The following is a 20,299-nucleotide window of genomic DNA, read 5'->3' on the forward strand; positions in this document are numbered from 1 at the left end:
CGGATGTCCAAAGCACATGTTATAGAAACTGATATCAAAGAACTTAAACTTCTTTCCCGCGGGAAAGTACGTGATATCTATGAAGTCGAAGATGATAAACTTCTTCTGGTAACCACAGACAGAATCTCAGCTTATGACGTTATAATGCCCAACCCGATTGAAGATAAAGGTAAAATCCTGAACCAGATTACTCTGTTCTGGATGGACATGTTCAAAGACATCGTTCCTAACCACCTTATCGCTTCAAATGTTGATGATTATCCGGAAGTTCTGCATAAATACCGTGACCAGCTTGAAGGCCGCTCTGTTCTGGTAAAAAAAGCCAAGCCACTGCCAATTGAGTGTATTGTGCGCGGTTACATTACCGGTTCCGGCTGGAAAGATTATCTGGCTACAGGTGAAGTCTGCGGACATAAACTTCCCGAAGGACTTAAAGAATCAGAAATACTTGAGCAGCCTCTGTTCACTCCTTCAACAAAAGCTGATCTCGGCGAACATGATGAAAACATCAGCGTTGAAAAAGCAATGGAAATGCTTGGACCTGACCTTTTCAAAAAAGTTCAAGATGTTACTCTCTCAATTTACCGTCGCGGCCGTGATTATGCCCGTGAAAAAGGTATTATCATTGCTGACACCAAATTTGAATTTGGTCTTCTAGGTGAAGAATTAATCATCATTGATGAAGTTCTCACTCCTGATTCATCCAGATTCTGGCCTGTTGAAGGATATGAAGCAGGTAAATCTCAGCCCAGCTTTGACAAACAGTTCCTGCGTGACTGGCTGACAGAAATAAAATTCAATAAACAGCCTCCAGCTCCTGAAGTTCCTGAAGAAATCGCGACCAAAACTCGTGAAAAATATATGGAAGCTTTCAAACTCTTGACCGAAAGCGAGCTTGACGCTTAATAGTCTATAAACTGATCTGACAGTAATTATTCTTTTACAAAGCAACAAGGCTTGCAAAATTGCGCCTATAAGCCTTAAAAAACTTGTTGAACTGTCATTTTCTAATTGAAATAGTAAATAAGGAGATATCAATGCTGCTGGAAGGAAAAAAAGCACTGATTTTCGGTGTAGCTAATGAAAAAAGCATTGCTTACGGAATTGCTGAACAGTTTAAAAAACAGGGAGCAAGACTTGCTTTCAGTTATGTAAACGAAGCTATTCAGAAACGTGTTGAGCCTATCAGTGATGAACTGGGCGGCGAATTCACTTTTCAGTGTGATGTTTGCAGCGATGAAGATGTTGCTAAATCCGCTGCCACTGTAAAAGAAAAATGGGGAGATGTAGATATCCTCATTCATTCAGTAGCATTTGCCAACCGTGAAGACCTAAAGAAAAGATATATCGAAACATCCCGCGAAGGTTTTCACCTCGCTATGGATGTCTCTGCATATTCACTTGTGAGTCTCTGCAGTGCATATGAGCCTTTACTGAAACCAGGCAGCTCCGTAATGGCTATGACCTACCTCGGAGCAACCAAGGTTATTACCAACTATAATGTCATGGGTGTTGCTAAAGCTGCTCTTGAAGCAAGTATGCGCTATCTTTCCTCCGATCTCGGAGCAAAAGGTGTCCGTGTTAATGCTATCAGTGCCGGTCCTATCAAAACTCTTGCTTCTTCCGGTATTTCAGGATTTAAATCCATCTTCTCCCACATTGAAGAAAAAGCTCCTCTGGGCAAAAATGTGTCCACTGAGGATGTTGGTAAGACAGCTGTATATCTTGCATCTGACCTTTCCAGTGGTGTTACCGGCGAAGTCCATTTCGTGGATGCCGGTTACAACATAATGGGTCTGTAAAAGATAAATTGCATAAAAAACACAACCATAGGTGGAAGTATTTTTACTTCCGCCTTTTTCTTTTTTAATATATATCTACTCTGTTGCTTGACAGAGCAGATTAAAGGGACTAAACATCCCTCTTTCGCCTTGCCCTTAAAAAGGAAAGGGCCATAGACCATAAGGAGGTTTTATAAATGCTCAGAAAGTATGAAGCATTAGTGCTTTTGAGCCCTGAACTTGCGAGCGACAGCCGCAAAGAAATCGTTGAGGGACTCATCGCAATTATTGACCGCGAAGGCGGTAAAATGGATGAAGTAGACGATTGGGGTTCACGCCAGCTGGCTTACCCTGTCCAGAACCAGACTCGCGGATACTATGTCCGTCTCGTATTTGATGCACCAGGTCAGCTGGTTGCAGAACTCGAGCGCAACATCCGTATCACCGAAGGTATCTTCAAGTTCGTAACAGTCAAACTTGACGACGCTGTTCAGGCTCAGGAGGCTTAATCATGGCATTCAAAAAGAAATTTACACCAAAAAGAAAGTTCTGCCGCTTTTGCGCTGACAAGAGCCTTCCCCTCGATTATAAACGTCCTGATATTCTCAAGGACTTCGTAACCGAACGTGGCAAAATCATTGCACGCAGAATTACCGGTACATGTGCCAAGCATCAGCGTCGTCTGACCACTGAAATCAAGCGTTCCAGACAGATGGCTCTTATGCATTACACAACTGTGCATAGCACCGATGTTAAGAAAAAGAGCATCTAGGGGGACTACATGAAACTTATTTTACGTGCTGATGTAGACTCTCTTGGAAGCCTTGGAGAAATCGTAACTGTTAAATCCGGTTACGGTCGCAACTACCTGATTCCTCAGGGACTTGCTATGCCCGCATCTGAAGCTAATCTCAAGCAGTTCGAGCTTGAAAAAAGAAAACTTCAGGAAATGGCTGACAATCTCCGCACCCAGGCAGAAGGTCTCAAAGACAGACTGGCTAGTGTTGAAGTTAAAATTGAAGTTCGCGTTGGTGAAGGCGATAAGATGTACGGTTCTGTAACCGCATCTAACATCGCTGATGCCCTTGCAGAAATGGATTTCGATCTCGACCGCAGAAAAATTCTTGTACCTGAGCCTATTCGTGCTCTGGGTGAATTTGCTATCGAAATCAAACTTCACCCCGAAGTTCGTGGGGAAGTAAAACTGGTTGTTGCCAAAGTTGGCCAGCCAGTGGAAGAAGAGCTCGCTGAAGAAGTAGAAGCAGATGTTGTAGCAGATGCAGAAACAGAAACAGAAGAAGCATAATTCCAGCTCAAATTATAGTTCGGACGGAGCGTCTAATGATGCTTCGTCCGAACTTTTGCGTAAAGTTCCACCAAACAACCTAGAAGCAGAACAGGCTGTACTTGGTGGTGTTTTCTTAAGCAACACTATTTTCAACGATCTTGTTGATATAGTCCATTCTGACGATTTCTACTCCCCTGCTCATCAGGAAATTTTCCGCACATTTGAAGCCCTTTATTCAAAGAATGCTCCAATTGATCTGGTTACAGTCAATGAATACCTCACTGTCGGGGGAAAAATTGATTCTGTTGGCGGTACTGTATACCTTGCCGAACTTGCAAACTCTGTAGTCAGTTCAGCAAATGCACTTTATCACGCTGAAATTGTAGCAGAAAAAAGTATTCAGCGTAGTCTTATTGATACAGCAGCCAGCATTATCAATGAAAGCTTTGATGCACAGGACGTTAAAGAGCTGCTCGACCATTCCGAGCAGGCTATTTTTGAAATTACCGATGCCAAAAAGAATACTACCATAAAAGGCAGTAAAGAGCTGATTAAAGAGGTTTTTCAGGAACTTGAAAACAGAGTTGCTCAAAAATCACTCGTTACCGGTATTCAAACGACCTACCATAAATTTGATGAAATGACTGCCGGTTTGCAAAACTCAGACCTCATTATCATAGCCGGACGTCCAAGTATGGGTAAAACAGCTTTTGCCCTTAACGTTGCTATGCGCGCAGCACTTCACGCAGGTGTTACCACCGCTGTTTTCTCTCTTGAAATGGCAATGGGCCAGCTTATGACCCGTATGCTTGCGACTCATGGCAAGGTTGACCTTTCACGTCTGAGAACAGGACAGCTTGACGACGAAGACTGGGCTAAATTATATGATGCAGCACAGGACTTAACAGAAGCTCCTTTATTTATTGATGATACTCCTGCAATTACTACCATGGAGCTAAGAGCACGTTGTAGACGCCTTAAATCCCAGCATAACCTGGGATTGGTCATGGTCGACTACCTGCAGCTCATGCGTTCCAGTGCTCGTGTTGATTCACGCGAGCAGGAAATATCTGATATTTCCCGGTCCCTCAAAGCTCTGGCAAAAGAGCTGAACATACCTGTAATCGCCCTCTCACAGCTCAACCGTAAAGTTGAAGAACGCACAGACAAAAGACCTATGATGTCTGACCTTCGTGAATCCGGTGCAATTGAGCAGGATGCCGATATTATCCTTTTTCTTTACCGTGAAGATTTTTACAACAAAAAAGAGGATAAACCTATTACCAATAAGGCCGAAGTCATTATCGGTAAACAGCGTAACGGCCCTACAGGTATTGTTGAACTAGCCTTTTTCGGCAACTTTACAGCGTTCGAAAACCTCGCTGCCGAGCCTTACCCGTCTGAATATGACGATGAATAATCGGATATATTAATGGCGTGATTCACAGCTAACATTTACACGGAGAAACAATATGTATTTCCATGACGCCGAGACCATTGAAAGAACTGAACTTGAAAAACTCCAAGTTGAACGACTTAAAAACACCATTGGGTTAGCTGCCAAATCTCCGTATTACAGTGAAGTTTTCAAACAAAATGATATTTCCGCTGATATCATCAAAACAGTTGATGATATACAGAAACTCCCTTTTACAACAAAAGATGATCTGCGTTCCCAGTACCCTCACGGCCTGCTTAGCAGACCTGTAGATGATTTTGTACGCCTGCATGCTTCATCGGGCACAACAGGCACACCTACCGCCGTTTTTTACACTCAAAAAGATCTTGATACATGGGCAGATCTCATGGCCCGCTCAATGTACGCCGTAGGCATGAGAAAATCTGACGTACTCCAAAACATGTCCGGTTACGGACTGTTTACCGGAGGACTTGGTATTCATTATGGTTCCGAACGTTTGGGTTGCCTCACTATCCCGGCTGGAGCGGGTAATACCAAACGCCAGATTAAACTTATTCGTGATTTCAATGTAACGGCTCTTCATATTATCCCTTCTTTCGCACTCTACTTTGCAGCAAAAGTCCGTGAAGAAGGATTTGATCCTGCAGATATGCCATGGAAAATTGCACTTATCGGTGCAGAGCCGCATACCGACCATACCCGCCGCAAAATCGAAGAAATGCTTTGTATCAAAGCTTATAACTCTTACGGTCTGTCTGAAATGAACGGACCGGGCGTAGCTTTTGAATGTACTGAGCAGGACGGTATGCACGTATGGGAAGATGCCTACATAGCTGAAATCATCAACCCGGAAACAGGCGAACATGTCAAAGAAGGTGAAATTGGCGAACTGGTAATGACGACACTTACCCGTGAGGGAATGCCGATTATCCGCTACCGCACCCGTGACCTGACCAGATTCATTCCCGGTCAGTGTAAGTGCGGAAGAACATCACGCCGCATAGACCGTATCATGGGCAGGGCAGATGATATGCTCATCCTTAAGGGTGTTAATATCTACCCTATGCAGATTGAAAAGATTATTATGGGAATTCCTGAAGTAGGTCAAAACTACGTTATTGAGCTGATTAAAGAAGGCTTTATTGATCAGATCAGGATCAAAGTAGAGATTAAAGAAGAATTTTTTGTTGAAGATATGAGAGTATTGCAAGGACTTCAAAAACTCATTTCAGCCAAACTGAGAGATGAAATCCTCGTAACACCGAGAGTCGAACTTGTTCAGCACAACTCTATCCCTAAAACCGAGGGTAAAGCCCAGCGTGTTGTAGATTTAAGAGGTGCTGAGGAATAACAATGATAACCGCTCTTGCTGTACTTGTAATACTGCTTATGCTGTGCTCTCTTGCACTGCACATTTTCGGACTTCCTGCCAACTGGCTGGTCCTTGCTCTTGCTGCCGGCTGGAAAATGTTTCAGCCTGAAGCAATGACATGGGATTTTATTATGATCCTGGGAGCCTTGGCTTTTTTAGGTGAAGTTCTGGAATTTGTAGCCCAGTATTTCGGCGGAAAAAAATATGGTGCAACCGGACGCGGCAATCTAGGTGCTTTCATCGGTGCAATTGCCGGTGCTATTCTGGGTGCTCCTTTCTTTTTCGGCCTTGGAGCTCTTCCCGGAGCCCTTCTTGGTTCATTTGGCGGATGTCTGATACTTGAACTTTCACATGGCAGAAGCTTTGATGAAGCGAAGCACTCCGCATGGGGAGCTTTCTGGGGCAAAGCATTCGGTCTGGCAATCAAGGTAAGTCTTGGTGTATGGATGTTTTCCATGAGCGCACCTAAGATCTGGCCTTCCTGATTTTACCGCATTTATTTACCTTAATTACTTACCTTTCCTGCGGAGGAAACCATGACTCTGGCAAATAAGTTCCCTGAATACCGTGCAAAAATGGAATATCACTGTCTCGGTTGCGGCAAAAAATACGACATTGACGAGCTGCTCTATACCTGCCCGGAATGCGGATCAGTTTTTATTCTTGAAGATTTAACTTTTGCTGAACTCAAGAAAACCAGCGGTGCCGAATGGCGAAATATTTTCGACGCACGCTGTGCTACTAAAAAAGACAGCCTTCGCGGTATCTTCCGCTTCTATGAACTTTTCGCTGCTGTCATGGAAGAAGATGAAATTCTTTACCTTGGTGAAGGCAACACTCCCATTGTAGCCTCAAGCCCTGCACTCAACGAAGTCACCGGTATTAAAACCGCATATAAAAATGATGGTCAGAACCCAAGTGCATCTTTTAAAGATAGAGGTATGGCCTGTGCTTTCAGTTACATTAACGCCCTGCTGAACAAACATGACTGGGATGAAATTTTAACTGTCTGTGCTTCTACCGGGGATACTTCTGCAGCCGCAGCACTTTACGCATCCTATATGGATAGTCGTGTAAAATCTGTAGTAATACTGCCTCAGGGTAAAGTTACTCCTCAGCAGCTAGCCCAGCCTCTTGGCAGTGGTGCGAAAGTACTTGAAGTACCGGGCGTGTTTGATGACTGCATGAAAGTTGTTGAACATCTTGCTGACAACTACCGCGTTGCTCTGCTCAACTCAAAAAATGCATGGAGAATTCTGGGACAGGAATCTTACGCTTTTGAAGTTGCACAGTGGTATGACTGGGATCTCAAAGATAAATGTATATTTGTTCCTATCGGGAATGCAGGTAACATCACCGCTATTATGGCGGGCTTTCTCAAGCTGTATGAGCTTGAAATAATAACAGATCTACCTCGTGTATTCGGCGTGCAGTCTGCCCATGCAGATCCTGTTTACCGCTACTATTCAGTAGATGATCCTAAAGAACGTGAATTCAAACCTGTTAAAGTACAGCCATCTGTAGCTCAGGCAGCTATGATAGGAAATCCGGTTTCATTTCCACGTGTAAAACATTTTGCTGAAAAATTTGAAACCATAGGCGGCAAAAAAGCATTTCAAGTTATTCAGGTTTCTGAACAGCAGATTATGGACTCCATGCTTCTTGCCAATGCCAATGGACATATTGCATGTACTCAGGGCGGAGAATGTTTTGCAGGACTTATCAGAGCAAAAGAGCTAGGTCTGATCAGCGAAACTGAATCTGCAGTTCTGGATTCTACAGCTCATCAGCTTAAATTTGTAGGCTTTCAGGATATGTACTACCAGAATAATTTCCCGGCTGAATATGAAGTAACTCCAGATACATCCAGGTCTAACAAGCCTGAACTTGTAATCAATGGAACTGAAAAAGACTCAATGCCTGAAGCAGAGTATATTGCCAAGGCTGCGAATAATGTTGTTTCCATGCTCGGTCTGGAGAAGAAATAGGTGGCAAAAAAGGAACGTGCAGACCAAATGCTTTTTGCTCAGGGACTTTCAGAAAGCCGTGAGCAGGCAAAGCGCATGATCATGGCCGGACAGGCCCACTACCTTAAAGACGGACAGAAAATTCCGGTGACTAAGCCGGGAATGCAACTTGATCCAGATTTAGAAATTGTTGTTAAAGGCCGTGACCGTTTCGTCAGCCGAGGTGGATACAAATTACTGACTGCAATTGAAGAACTCGGACTTGATCCGGAAGGTAAAGTAGGATTTGACGCTGGCGCTTCAACTGGTGGATTTACAGACTGTATGCTTCAGTTTGGTGCAGTAAGGGTCTATGCCGCTGATGTCGGATACGGACAATTGCACTGGAAACTGCAACAAGACGAAAGGGTTACCAACCTTGAAAGAGTTAACCTGCGACATGCAGAAGCTGATCTGATACCGGAGAAAGTGGATTTAGTTGTATGTGATGTGTCATTTATATCACTGACTAAAATACTTCCGGCTTTAGTGAAGTTTCTAAAAGAATCAGGTGAAATAGTCTGCCTTATTAAGCCCCAGTTTGAAGTTGGCCCCGGTCAGACTGACAAGGGAATTGTTCGCGATGAAGCATTAAGACAGCAGACCGTTGATATGATTGTTAATTTTGCTTCCTCAGAGCTTAATCTGCACCTCAAAGGTCTTGTTCCATCCAGCATTAAAGGGCCCAAGGGTAATCAGGAATATCTCGCTTATTTCGTTAGTTAATTATTTAATTATATCTTTATTTAAAAGCAGTTGCAGTAATGCGACTGCTTTTTTTATTTAATTAACTATGTATTAAACATAAAGATACAATGCATCTCAATGTAAATTATATAATTTGCATAAAACAAAACAATAAATACATAGTTACGCAGCACAATTCATCTCATTTTGATGTAATTTATTCTTTACCTCTAAACTTATATACATTCAAAAACACTATTCACCTCAAACAATTTATACATACACACATGTATGCTTAATTAAAACTTTCAAATACCCTAATTATTTTAATAACAATTCACGTTTTAGTTAAATTTACTTTACATATTTTAACATTCAAGCTAGTCAGTATCAGCATTTTCAGGAGGAAGACCCTTTATTATTCAATAATTGAGAGTTGTTTGCATTTAAGTTTCTTTAAGGAGTGTTTATGAAGGCTAAATTTACAGCATGTCTCGGTGTGCTCTTAATAATGGCGGGGATTATTGTTGCACCGTGGATGGCCAGCAAAGCTAACGCTGCCGGTTTCGCATTGTATGAATTCAGTTCAAGGGGCAACGCACTTGGCGGTGCTATGATTGCAAAAGCAGATGATCCTTCAGCTCTTGCATGGAACCCTGCAGGTATCACCCAGTTAAAAGGAACGCAGACTCTCGTTGGTGTAACAACAATTTCACCTGAAAATACAGTAACCACTTCATATGGTGGAGTATCAACTGATACGGACATTAAAAAAGAAACTTTTGCTGTTCCTCATGCATACTTCACACATCAGGTGAACGATAATGTATGGTTTGGCGTAGGTACTTTTACAAGATTCGGACTTGGAACAAAGTTTGATGAAGGTTGGCAGGGACGTTACGCTTCTTATGATACCTCGATTGAAAGTTATTCAATCAACCCTAACCTTGCTTATAAATTTAATGATTACGTATCCATCGCAGGTGGAATCGAATTCATGTATATAAAAGCTGACCTGAGAAAGAAAATTGACGCATCCAGACTTTATGATCCAAATACAAATGCAGCCGATGTAGACCAAAAAATCAGAGTTGAAGGTCTTACCCCCGGTGCTAACTTCGGTATCAGAGTTACTCCGACTAAAGAATGGGCTTTAGGATTTTCATGGCGTAGCAAAATGCGCCACAGAGCTGAAGGTTCAGCTGTTTATGATAGGCCTGCCGGCGTAACTACAGCTTATTATAATGATACAGATATTACTATGTCCATGAAGACTCCCAACATGTTTATGTTCGGTACTTCCTACGATATCATGGATAATTTGAACGTAGAATTCGATGCTATCTGGTCACAGTGGAGCGATTACAGCGAAATTACTTATGAGTTTGATCATACAGACGCTGTAGGAAGAAATACCGTGGTAGCAGAAAAAAAATGGCAGGATGTCTGGAGATTTCAGCTAGGTGTAGAATACCTTCCGATTGAAAACCTAGCCCTGCGTGCCGGTTATGTATATGACCAGAGTCCTATCCGTAAGGGTTACGAAGACTATATGCTTCCTACCAATGACCGTCAGATAGTTTCAACAGGTTTAGGCTGGACTTATGATAAATTTACCATTGACGCTTCATACATGTATCTCTGGATGAGAGAACGTAACATCGAAGCCAGAGCCGGCACAGGAGTCCTTGATACAACCACCAAGGATTCTATTTCGCACATTGCTTCCATCAGTATCGGATACAATTTCTAAAGCACTCCGAATTAAGAAAGAAAAGCCCGCTTCACTTGAAGCGGGCTTTTCTTATAGCTATGTCCAGTCCTGAAAAGGACTAAATGTAAAAAGATCTATTCTATCTTCCAATCCCTAAATCAAGTTTCATATCATCTGGAGCTTTCAATTCAATACTGTATTCAATAGAAGATTTTGCTGTTGCGGGAACAGATACAACCCATTCAAAATTATTATCTTCCATCTTAGCTTTCGGACTGGATTTTACCACCAGCTTAATACTCTTATCACCGGCATCAGGAGCAGCTTCCTGCACTTTCACCTTTACTTCACTTTTACGTGCATTTTCAATTTCTATCAGATACTTCCAATTATATGTCTGAGTCGAACCAAACAGCCCTCTGTCTCCTGACAGCTTCTCAAGTGTCTTTCGCTGAACCTTAAGCATTGGGTCAGAACCGAAATACATTTCTTTTTTATTTCCTGAAAAAATGAAATTATTTTTACCTATCATGGCTCCTTCCATAAAAAGGATAGAAGATCCTAAAGGATAATCCTTGGCATTATCCAATTTGACATCAGCCAGTACAAATACATCAGGGCTAAGTGAAGGCCTTGCTAGAAAAGTAAAATCAGATTTCCAATTCTCCGTTACAACAGTATATTTTTTCGTACTTCCGGCAGGGATAGTTTTCCTGCCCATCTCCCACAATGAATATGTGGCCATGCTTACCTGCCGCGGAACACTTTGAACTTTCAACTTTCTCGGTACAACGGATGCTTCAAGCGCATAATTGGCCATATCCATAGCAACACGAGGGGCTTCATCTTCAACTTTAGGCTCAATCCTCCATTTATTTAAAATGGGTGGTGAAATTCTGGAAAATTTTCTGACGGTAGCAAGGGCTATATTACAGTCCTTGAAATCAACACCGCTACCCTGCCTGATTTCTGCATCAAAAGAAAATTTGACTTCACCTTGTTCAGGATAAGCATCAAGTTTGTAGTGTGGAGTCCAGCCACAATTGTTCAACATATAGCTGAGCTTAAATTCAGCACTCTTTGCGCCTTTAGCTGAAACAGAAACTTTGACATTCCACACCATCTTATTTGGTCCGCTCATCTCCCTCTGTTTACGCTGAAGATCTTTTATCAGATCTTGAATTTCAGTAATTTTAACGTCGATCTTCGCTGATTTTAAGTAAAGGCTTGATAGATTTGAAACCACAAGTCCGGCAATTTTATCAAGTTCGACAGCTTTAGCTTCCTGAACCTTTCCACGTTCAGTCCAGAACAAAATACCGCCCTCAAGCGCCTGTTTTTCTGAACGTACTGAATTAAGTTTAAACTTTAATTGATCTATCTTTTTGGCAATTTCCACTACTGCCGGAGATTGAGAAAGATCACTCCTGGTCCATGATACATCATTTACTGAAACGCCCTTAGATAAAGGAGATACTGAAAATGTTTCTGGCGAGGCCTGTCCTGAAAGGGTAAACATGACATATTCGCCGTTTTCACCAGTTTGTATTGATGACCTTAGATTTTGGCTGAAATCAGCTCCTGATGGATAAAAAACTACTCTTCCCGCAGCTGCCCCAGAGCCGCACCACAAGACAGATAATAAAACTAAAAACAGTATTTTTTTAAGCAAAATAACTTCCTCTTCTAATTTTTACACAACACTTCAAAATTAATAATAATTCTTTATGCCACCTTTTCATATTATTGAAATGTGTACCACTAACTGACCTCAGCTACAATATTCCTTAAAATTACAGTTTAGCACTTTACTCAACAAGATTATCTAATTAATAAAGAACTTATATTTGAATTACGATTAAAATACCATATTGGGGTTATTATGCCAAAAAATAAAAAATTATCTCTACTTGTATGCGGTGGAGCCGGATACATTGGATCGCATATGGCTAGAATGATAGCTGAATCAGGTCATGATGTAACAGTTTTTGATAATTTATCTACTGGACACATGGAAGCACTTAAATGGGGCAAATTTATCAAGGGGGACTTACGAAACCCCAATGATGTAGCCAAAGCATTTGAAGATTCAAATTATGACGCAGTTTTTCATTTTTCAGGGCTTATTGTCGTGAGTGAATCAGTTGAAAAACCATTCGAATACTACGATAACAACGTAACTGGAACAATCAATTTACTAGAAGCGATGCGTGCAAACGGAGTTAATAAATTTGTTTTTTCCTCCACAGCAGCTGTTTACGGCGATCCGGTTATGGATATGATAACTGAAGATCACCCGCTTAAACCACTTAATCCTTATGGCAAATCCAAGCTTTTTGTTGAAGAAATTTTACAGGATTACGCAGTTGCTTACGGTCTTGATTCAGTCTGTTTCAGGTATTTTAATGCTGCCGGAGCGCACCCGGACAGCCTCATCGGAGAAGCTCATAAACCTGAAACTCATCTCATCCCTAATATTTTATTAAGCGGAATTGATGATGGACGTAAACTCAAAATATTCGGTAACGATTACCCCACTCCTGATGGAACATGTGTACGGGATTACATTCATATTCTGGACTTGTGCGACGCTCATCTGTCTGCAATCAGCTACATGGAAAATAAAGAAGGAGCTCATGTCTTCAACCTTGGCAATGGACAAGGATTCAGCATCCTTGAAGTAATCAAGGCTTCCAGTGAAGTGATGGGAAACAAAATAGAATTTGATTATGAACCTGCACGGGCAGGAGATTCTCCACGACTTGTTGCCGACAGTTCAAAAGCTGTACGCGAATTAAAATGGCAACCTAAATTCAATGACTTACGTGAAATGATTGAAACAGCATACCGTTGGCATAAAAAACCCGCATATTAAGAATATGTAGGTTTAAAAACAGTACAAATAAAAATTATTTATCAGCGGGTAATCAGCATAATATCCTGATGATTTTGTGTCGGTTTTCGTCCACACCAACCACCGTACATAATTTTTTTAATTTTAAAGTCATGCTTTTCAAAAATATTGCGGACAAATGACTCATCATATCCAACTGCATCCATAGGCTCTTTGGGATCGGCAGTATAAAAGACACCATACTTATGAAAGTCATGTACACTTTTCTTCTGATCCATCAGTTCCAAAGACTCATCGTTAACTAGAAAAAAGGTAACGAATATTTTACCATGATCATTTAAAACTCTATCTATTTGCTCCACATAATTCATTATGTCATCAGGCATCATATGGGTAAAAACAGAATTAAGCATTACTAGATCAAAAGTATTATCTTCAAATGGAAATACGAAATCAGCTGCTGTGCTCTGAGCGTATGGATTGTATGTTGAATTAAAAATATCAACCAGCTGAAAATTAAACGTCGGGAATTCTGGAGTTATGTTCTCTGTACACCATTTGATGCCTACAGGAAAAGTATCAAATCCATCATATCGACCTTCTTCTGACAGATAATCAAGTAAAGGAAAGGCGAGCCTGCCAATACCGCAACCAATGTCCAGAACTTTTGAGTCTGTTGCAATCCCGAGTTCATTTTTACAGAGATTTATCATCTTAATGCCGATGGCATGAAAATCACCACCGCCAAAACAAATATGCAGATCTTCAGGAGGCTCAGGTATCTTAGCAATATTACTCATTATTTACCTTACTATTGCTGATTCAAACAATCTTCGCAGATTTCACCATCATCTGTATTAGCTGCTACGGATTTTTCAAGAATCAGATCAACCAGATGTTCAAATTTATCTGCTGGCATATAACCACGAACAGAAACACCGTTTATGATAAAAGTCGGAGTTGCATCCAGACCGAATTCACGAGCCTCTTTCTCGTCATCCTTCAAATAATTCTGAACTTCTGCCGAGTTAAGTTTTTCCTGTAATTTTTTATAATCCACGTCTACCTGATCAAGAATCTGACCTAAAACAATCCCTTTCTTATCATTATACAAATCTTTTTGCTTTTCAAAAGCAAGGTCATGAAATTCAAATGCCTTCTTCATATCAATCAAGGCAAGAGCTTCAAAGACTGCAGCAAGTTGTCTGGAATCATCATGCATAGGTAAATTTCTAAAAATGAGTCTATACTTTTCAGGATGTTCGGCTACAAGCTTGCGTACAACATCAGCGCCTTTGCGGCAATATGGGCAAAGAAAATCTGTATACTCAACAATAGTTACAGGCGCTGCAACACTTCCCAAAGCCCCTCTAACCGGATTAAGTGATGGCTTATATGGATTATTGATTTCAGCTTCGAACTGCGCTTCGCGTTTTATTTTTTCGCGCGCATCTATTCCATTTTCTACAATCTCAAGCATATCCAGACTATTCTCACGCATGGCATTAAGAACAATCTGAGGATTATCTTTTATAGCCTGAGTAATCTGCTCTTTAAGCATTTCTTTATTTACACATCCGCTAAAAGAAATAATCATAGCCAATAGAAGAATTGTATTTTTGATCACTTTATCACCTGTATTCAGATTCAATTAAAGAAAAAACCTCCACCGGATAATCTGGGGAGGTTTAAAAAATTATAAGTTCTTGATGCCCTACTCTGAAGACATCAAAGTTATGTTTGAAAATGATTCATCACGTTTATCTACTTTCTTCATAAAATCAGACGAAATAAGATCCGGGTCCATAGTTGGCGCTGCCGGTCCACCAAAAGGAGAGGTCACAATGTCATATACACCGGAAACAATACGCCCTGCACCGTATGCAAAACCGACAAAAAAACCACCTACATATCCGGCTGCCTGTTCAGCAGGTTCGTCATTTTCAGCAGCTAAATTAACGGCCTGATTCGGTATTTCAAGTGGGGCAGAAAAAATATTTGTTACACCTCTTCCCAATTTTCGAGGCGCACGGTCAGAATAATTTTCACCATTTCCAACATAGTTTTTAGAATTCATAGAACATCCAGCTAAAAACATTGAGGAAAGGGCAATGCTGAGGACGAATATATTCACATTTTTAATTATTCTATTCATTTTATCTCCTATACTTATATATGCCTTTGCCCCACTGCGCTGTCAAGAATAACCATTGGTCTGCAAGGCTTCTAACTCATTATGCCATTAAAAAAAGACCGACTCCATCCGGAGCCGGTCTCTACATAAACTTTTTCTAAGATTTAGAGTCTTACCACTGTTTTGACCGCTGAACCTGAAGAGCTTTTTCCTGTTCTTCATAAGTCGCAAAACCTGCATGATGCATAGCATCTTCAACAGTCTGACTCCAATCCCATGAAGAGTAAATTACCGGCTTATGAAATGTGCCCCTGAAGGTATCCATTTCCTGTCTGTAAAAGTCTTCTTTAGGTGTATCCATGTTATCACGGAACTGTTCATTGAGTCTTCTTATTTCACCTTCATACCAGTCTTCAAGATCTTCAGGAGTCTTATACTTCTTGATGATATGCTTATATCCGTTGGCTTCCATCAGCGCTGCAAGTTTTTCAAAATGCCTGTCGCTAATCCATTTACCAAGTTCACTGACCTTGATATTTTCCGCTTCAACAGCAGCCATATCAAGCTTAGTCTGAAGATAAGTATCAGGCACAACAGAAGCCGAAACAATACCGGCAATGCAGACAACTCCGCGCAAAATAACGCTGTTAGAAACACCCTGCCCGCAAAAACCAATCTTCTTGCCGAACTTCTGACCGGTGAAAATGGTTGAAAGAATAGCCCAGACAACCGCAGGATCTTCTTCATCATAAATATGCTGAAGACTGGAATTATCACGGTCTGTACCAAGTACCAGCTGAGTCATGTCATTAGAACCAATGGAAAATCCATCAACTTCTTTAATAAACTCTTTACTGAGAACAGCGTTACTTGGAATTTCTGCCATCAATATCAGCTTGAGGCCATCCTTACCGGATTCAAGGTGATGAACCTGTGAAAGATAACGTTTCATGCTGCGTGCTTCTTCAATCGTTCTGACAAAGGGAAGCATGATGTGCAGATTTTTACCGCCGAATACGCCACGGGCCAGCTTGAATGCTTCAAGTTCCCAGTCATGAATATTTCTGGAAACACCACGATAACCAAGCATCGGGTTATCTTCATGATGCTCAAAAAGCAGTCCGCCTAGCAGGTTGTGATACTCATTGGTCTTAAAATCAGTGGTTCTGTATACAATATCCTTTCCATAAAAAGCCATTGCAAACAGTGCAAGCCCCTGTGAAAGAGTCTGAATATAGTTTTCTTTACCAGTTCTTAGACCACGTGTGCGAAGGATATCGCTAATACGTTGCCTGAGATTTGTAACTTCATCCATTTCAGATTTAAGCCCCATTTTAAGGGCAACTTCTTCACGAAGATCTTTAATCTTTTCAATATATTCAAGAACCATTGGATTCTTCTTGGCTTTCTCAAGCATATCTGGAAGCTCGTCCAATGATTCAGTACGTTTATAGATAAATTTTGAATCAGCATACTCATCAGCATGAACACCGAGAACAGCTTTCAAATGGTCTTCAATCTTTACTGAAGTTTTAAGAGTATAGAGTCCCTCTGTGGCGTGCTCAAGATAATGATCAAGTTTCTTATCAAGCTCTCTAAGCTTGCGGTGCATGGCAAGAACTTCTTCTGTGCCACGGGCTGTATCTGCATTTGCAAGAGAATCCATCTCTTCAGTCATACCGGTAAGAGCGCCGACATATTCCCTAAACTTAACATTTAACGAAATAAGTCCTGAATCAAGCTGAGCCTTCATTACAGAAGTGAGCCGTGCATCCAGTTCATCAAGCTTTTCCTGAACAAGCTTATCCAGACTTCCATTATCATATGCTTCCAAAGCCAGAGGATGAACACCAACGTTGCCAAGCATAAATTCAGCCCGGAGCAGACCGACTTCAAAATCGGGAACTTCTCTGAGGCGTGACAGGAACAAAGATTGTCCTACATCCGCCAAAATAAGGCCGACCTTGGTTTTAGTTACGGGAAGTTCTGCAGTGTTGATTGTCCCGCCGACCTCAATAAGAGGCAACAAACCGCGATAGACCCGGCCTCTTGAACCATCAACAGTAATCTCCTGCCCATCAAGTGACCTGATTATCTCAAGACGCTGAATACCAATAATGGCGGGGATACCCAGCTCACGAGAGGTAATTGCTGCGTGACTGGTATCGCCACCAACGTCTGCAAGAATACCTGCGGCAATACGCATACCTGGGACCATATCCGGGTCGGTACGCTCGGCAGCAAGAATATCGCCCTTATGAATCTTGTTAAGTTCCAGGGCTGAACGCAGAAACTTAACTGTTCCCTGCCCGGCACCGCGTGAAGCTCCGTTTCCTTCAATGACAACTTCAGCAGACTCAAGCTCCTTAGGGTTAACCTCAAGTCTACGCATGAAAATGGAATTAGGATGAAGCTCAAATTCTTCATTCCAGCGAGTCTCAGGGCGAGCCTGAACAAACCATAAACGGTCAGCTGCATCTAGGCAGAACTCAGTGTCCATAATCATATCATCATAAGCTTTACTGATAGAACGAACACCCTTGGCGACTTCTTCAGCCTGAGCAAGAGACAAAGCCCAGCGGTAAACAGCACCGGGCTGTACTTTTTCTACTTTGGTACCACCCTTCTCACTATATACAATCTTTTTATCTTTACTGCCCATATTACGGACAACAACTTCTGAGCCGTCATCACGCTGAAAAACATAAAATTTATCAGGAGTAACCATACCGCCGACAACAGCTTCACCAAGTCCGTAGCTGGCATCAATGGATACAAGGTCTCTGCGGTCAGTACCACGACAGCCGGTTGCAGTATCAGCACTGAAAGCAGTACCTGAAATGACTGGGTTAATCATGCGCATGATGCATACAGAAAGCGATGTATTTTCAATTGCCCATTCCAGCTTGGCAGTTTCAGCAATTGAAGCATCTCCAGTATTTTCTGCCAGAGTCACAGCATCAAGGATAGCTTCACGGCGATAAGTCATGCTTCGCAGGTTGTACGCAGAGGCACAATCCCAATGGTAGGCTTCAGAGCAGCAATCTTCGCCGAAAATATTAAGATAAGTATCCTGTAATCCGGCAAAAGCCTTCTTACGGCTATCTTCACCAGCGGCTGAGGAACGGACTGCGACAGGTTCATTTTCAAGACCTGCATCTTTACAAATTGCCAGATATGCTTCTTTAACAGCCTTATCTACTTCACTAGGCAATTCGACAGAAAGAATCGCACTCTGAACCAGCACAGACCTTTTACGCAGTTGGTCAATACCTTCAGGTGAAGTAGCAAAGCCTTCTACTACGTTATTAATAAAAGTTCTAAGCTGAATCTGAGTCTCAGTATGTTTACTGGCTTCTTCTTTAATAACCTGTGCAATTGAGCGCACAAATTTCTGTAAAAATTCACTGTCACTATTAACTTCTTCACTTCCCCAGTCGACAGCATTATATTCAGTGTCCACAACGGCCCTGACGACACTTGCATGGACCTTTGTTTCATCAAGCAATTTATGAAATGCAATAGAAGAAATCGCTCTGAACTGAGGCGACCGAATGCCTTCAACCTGACTTATCAATGCTGTATTATAGTTCTTACCGCCAACCAGAAGCTCAGCTTCTTCACCGATTTTAACAATATCAGCACCGGTAAGAACCAGCTTACTTTCAAGCTGCTTCGTTGCCTGTGACTTTTGAGGAGCAGTATTGTCCTCTTTTTTAGTGGAGCCGGACTTATCCTTCTTACCTGCCATCATATCCTCCTTCCCATCATGTAAATTGTGCCTGCGGAATAAAGTACCTGGAATTCCGCATGAATATAGATTTTGAATTTGAAAAGATTTATAAAACTAAGAAATCATGACATATCATCCTGCCAAATAAAAAGACAGAAATACTTACAAAAACCATTCACTCTTACTGTCCCGAAATGATCTCAAAACAGCAGCTATCTTCTGAAAAACGGACGAAAAGGCTTCCCTTCAATTTCATCCACACAGAAAAATGATTTCCTCAGCAAACGCAACATGTCAAGTAAAATAAGTTGTTATAAAAAAACAAACTTTAGAGAGGCATAACCGATCCTGAATAAATTTCATGCTTCACGCCGTCCTTATCGACGACAAGTCCGCCATCAGAACGAAGCCCGCAAATAACTCCACGGTCAACTCCGTCCGGTCCATCGACAATTTTGACCTCTTTACCAAACCAGACCAGCTGATCTGCGAGTTCATACAGAAAACTGTCTGCATCCTGTGAAGAGACAATACTGTCAAAATTTTTCTTGAAATACTTAATAAGCTCAATCCATGTTTCAAGAGGACCAAGCTGCATTTCTTCAGTATTTATACGTCCTGCAGGAACGGCATGATCGACTCGTAATTGTTCTCTTTCAGGTGCGTTGGCAACGTTAAGGCCGATTCCGACCATAACGGTTCCACCACGCTCCTCAATAAGAATTCCACCAGCCTTCTTACCATCAATCAAAATATCATTAGGCCATTTAAGCTGTGTATTAACGCCTATATCTTTAAGAGCATTACATGTGAGATAACCGACAATCAATGGAAGAATACGATTCCACACAGGACGGGCTTCCCCCGGTTCTCCGACAGGCAAAGCAGGCCATTTAACAGTACCGTAGATATTACCGGGAGGTGAAATCCATTCACGCCGAACCTGACCACGACCGGTGTTCTGCTCCAGAGCAATAACACTACCCCAATCAGGAAGATCTTCAAGAGCGTGTAATCTCCACGCAACATCAAGGCTGGAAATACAAGATCCGCATATTGCTACAGGTACACCAGTTCTGGAGCCGGATAACCAGGTAGAATACGTGCGATATTCATCATCCTCGCTATTCCATGGTCCAAAATGCTCTATATCCCGGGCCCACAGAGGATGTGCTTGAAATAATTGTTCAGGAGTTGTTCTAGGGAGAGGACTGCTGTCTTTACCGTTGATAATGGTAATTCTTGTAATCATGATAATATCCCATGTCTGTAGTTTGAATGAGAATGAAGACGATACATTCTTGCATACT

Annotated in this window: 18 protein-coding genes; 12 read left to right on the forward strand and 6 right to left on the reverse strand. The window is 41.7% G+C overall.

Translation table 11 applies throughout. The annotated features are described in order from the left end of the window. Positions 1-3 precede the first annotated feature (3 nt). From H589_RS0115105 to H589_RS0115155, 11 genes are all read left to right on the forward strand, one after another. Positions 4-906, forward strand: a complete 903-nt coding sequence (locus H589_RS0115105; protein ID WP_027722802.1) for a phosphoribosylaminoimidazolesuccinocarboxamide synthase — start codon at positions 4-6, stop codon at positions 904-906. A gap of 131 nt (positions 907-1,037) precedes the next feature. Then, positions 1,038-1,802: an enoyl-ACP reductase FabI gene (locus H589_RS0115110; RefSeq protein ID WP_027722803.1), complete on the forward strand. Its 765-nt coding sequence runs from the start codon at positions 1,038-1,040 to the stop codon at positions 1,800-1,802. Between the two features lie 176 nt (positions 1,803-1,978). Further along, entirely contained in the window at positions 1,979-2,290 is a 312-nt protein-coding gene (gene rpsF / locus H589_RS0115115) for a 30S ribosomal protein S6 (RefSeq protein ID WP_027722804.1), read from the forward strand. A 2-nt stretch (positions 2,291-2,292) separates the two neighbouring features. After that, positions 2,293-2,553: a 30S ribosomal protein S18 gene (rpsR, locus tag H589_RS0115120; protein ID WP_027722805.1), complete on the forward strand. Its 261-nt coding sequence runs from the start codon at positions 2,293-2,295 to the stop codon at positions 2,551-2,553. Between the two features lie 9 nt (positions 2,554-2,562). Beyond that, on the forward strand, positions 2,563-3,087 hold the full coding sequence (rplI, locus tag H589_RS0115125; protein WP_027722806.1) for a 50S ribosomal protein L9: 525 nt from the start codon (positions 2,563-2,565) through the stop codon (positions 3,085-3,087). Then, the gene (gene dnaB / locus H589_RS0115130) at positions 3,059-4,489 is read left to right on the forward strand and encodes a replicative DNA helicase (RefSeq protein ID WP_027722807.1); all 1,431 of its coding nucleotides are present in this window, start codon (positions 3,059-3,061) and stop codon (positions 4,487-4,489) included. The genes rplI and dnaB overlap by 29 nt, the downstream gene beginning before the upstream one ends. A gap of 52 nt (positions 4,490-4,541) precedes the next feature. Continuing rightward, positions 4,542-5,840: a phenylacetate--CoA ligase family protein gene (locus H589_RS0115135; protein ID WP_027722808.1), complete on the forward strand. Its 1,299-nt coding sequence runs from the start codon at positions 4,542-4,544 to the stop codon at positions 5,838-5,840. A 2-nt stretch (positions 5,841-5,842) separates the two neighbouring features. Next, on the forward strand, positions 5,843-6,346 hold the full coding sequence (locus tag H589_RS0115140) for a DUF456 domain-containing protein (RefSeq protein ID WP_027722809.1): 504 nt from the start codon (positions 5,843-5,845) through the stop codon (positions 6,344-6,346). Positions 6,347-6,397: 51 nt separating this feature from the next. After that, positions 6,398-7,849, forward strand: coding sequence for a threonine synthase (thrC, locus tag H589_RS0115145; protein ID WP_027722810.1), 1,452 nt, complete (start codon positions 6,398-6,400; stop codon positions 7,847-7,849). Beyond that, positions 7,850-8,593, forward strand: coding sequence for a TlyA family RNA methyltransferase (locus H589_RS0115150; RefSeq protein ID WP_027722811.1), 744 nt, complete (start codon positions 7,850-7,852; stop codon positions 8,591-8,593). A 430-nt stretch (positions 8,594-9,023) separates the two neighbouring features. Continuing rightward, entirely contained in the window at positions 9,024-10,307 is a 1,284-nt protein-coding gene (locus H589_RS0115155) for an OmpP1/FadL family transporter (protein WP_027722812.1), read from the forward strand. A gap of 100 nt (positions 10,308-10,407) precedes the next feature. Here the strand turns inward: H589_RS0115155 and H589_RS0115160 are convergent, their stop codons facing one another. Continuing rightward, the gene (locus H589_RS0115160; protein ID WP_027722813.1) at positions 10,408-11,940 is read right to left on the reverse strand and encodes a DUF4139 domain-containing protein; all 1,533 of its coding nucleotides are present in this window, start codon (positions 11,938-11,940) and stop codon (positions 10,408-10,410) included. A gap of 210 nt (positions 11,941-12,150) precedes the next feature. On the opposite strand from H589_RS0115160, the gene galE reads away from it, so the two are divergent. After that, entirely contained in the window at positions 12,151-13,143 is a 993-nt protein-coding gene (gene galE, locus H589_RS0115165) for a UDP-glucose 4-epimerase GalE (RefSeq protein WP_027722814.1), read from the forward strand. 41 nt (positions 13,144-13,184) lie between these two features. Here galE and H589_RS0115170 read toward each other — a convergent pair whose 3' ends face one another. From H589_RS0115170 to H589_RS0115190, 5 genes are all read right to left on the reverse strand, one after another. Next, a complete protein-coding gene (locus tag H589_RS0115170) occupies positions 13,185-13,922 on the reverse strand; it encodes a class I SAM-dependent methyltransferase (RefSeq protein WP_027722815.1) in 738 nt (245 codons plus the stop codon). An 11-nt stretch (positions 13,923-13,933) separates the two neighbouring features. Further along, positions 13,934-14,773, reverse strand: a complete 840-nt coding sequence (locus H589_RS0115175; RefSeq protein ID WP_245577165.1) for a DsbA family protein — start codon at positions 14,771-14,773, stop codon at positions 13,934-13,936. Between the two features lie 63 nt (positions 14,774-14,836). Continuing rightward, positions 14,837-15,277 (reverse strand): exosortase system-associated protein, TIGR04073 family, encoded by a 441-nt coding sequence (locus H589_RS0115180; protein WP_027722817.1) that lies wholly within the window; start codon positions 15,275-15,277, stop codon positions 14,837-14,839. A 151-nt stretch (positions 15,278-15,428) separates the two neighbouring features. Further along, positions 15,429-19,007, reverse strand: coding sequence for a PEP/pyruvate-binding domain-containing protein (locus tag H589_RS0115185; RefSeq protein WP_027722818.1), 3,579 nt, complete (start codon positions 19,005-19,007; stop codon positions 15,429-15,431). A 310-nt stretch (positions 19,008-19,317) separates the two neighbouring features. Next, on the reverse strand, positions 19,318-20,241 hold the full coding sequence (locus H589_RS0115190; RefSeq protein ID WP_027722819.1) for a biotin--[acetyl-CoA-carboxylase] ligase: 924 nt from the start codon (positions 20,239-20,241) through the stop codon (positions 19,318-19,320). Positions 20,242-20,299: the final 58 nt, after the last annotated feature.

The sequence above is a fragment of the Maridesulfovibrio zosterae DSM 11974 genome, from assembly GCF_000425265.1.
Classification (GTDB): Bacteria; Desulfobacterota; Desulfovibrionia; order Desulfovibrionales; family Desulfovibrionaceae; genus Maridesulfovibrio; species Maridesulfovibrio zosterae.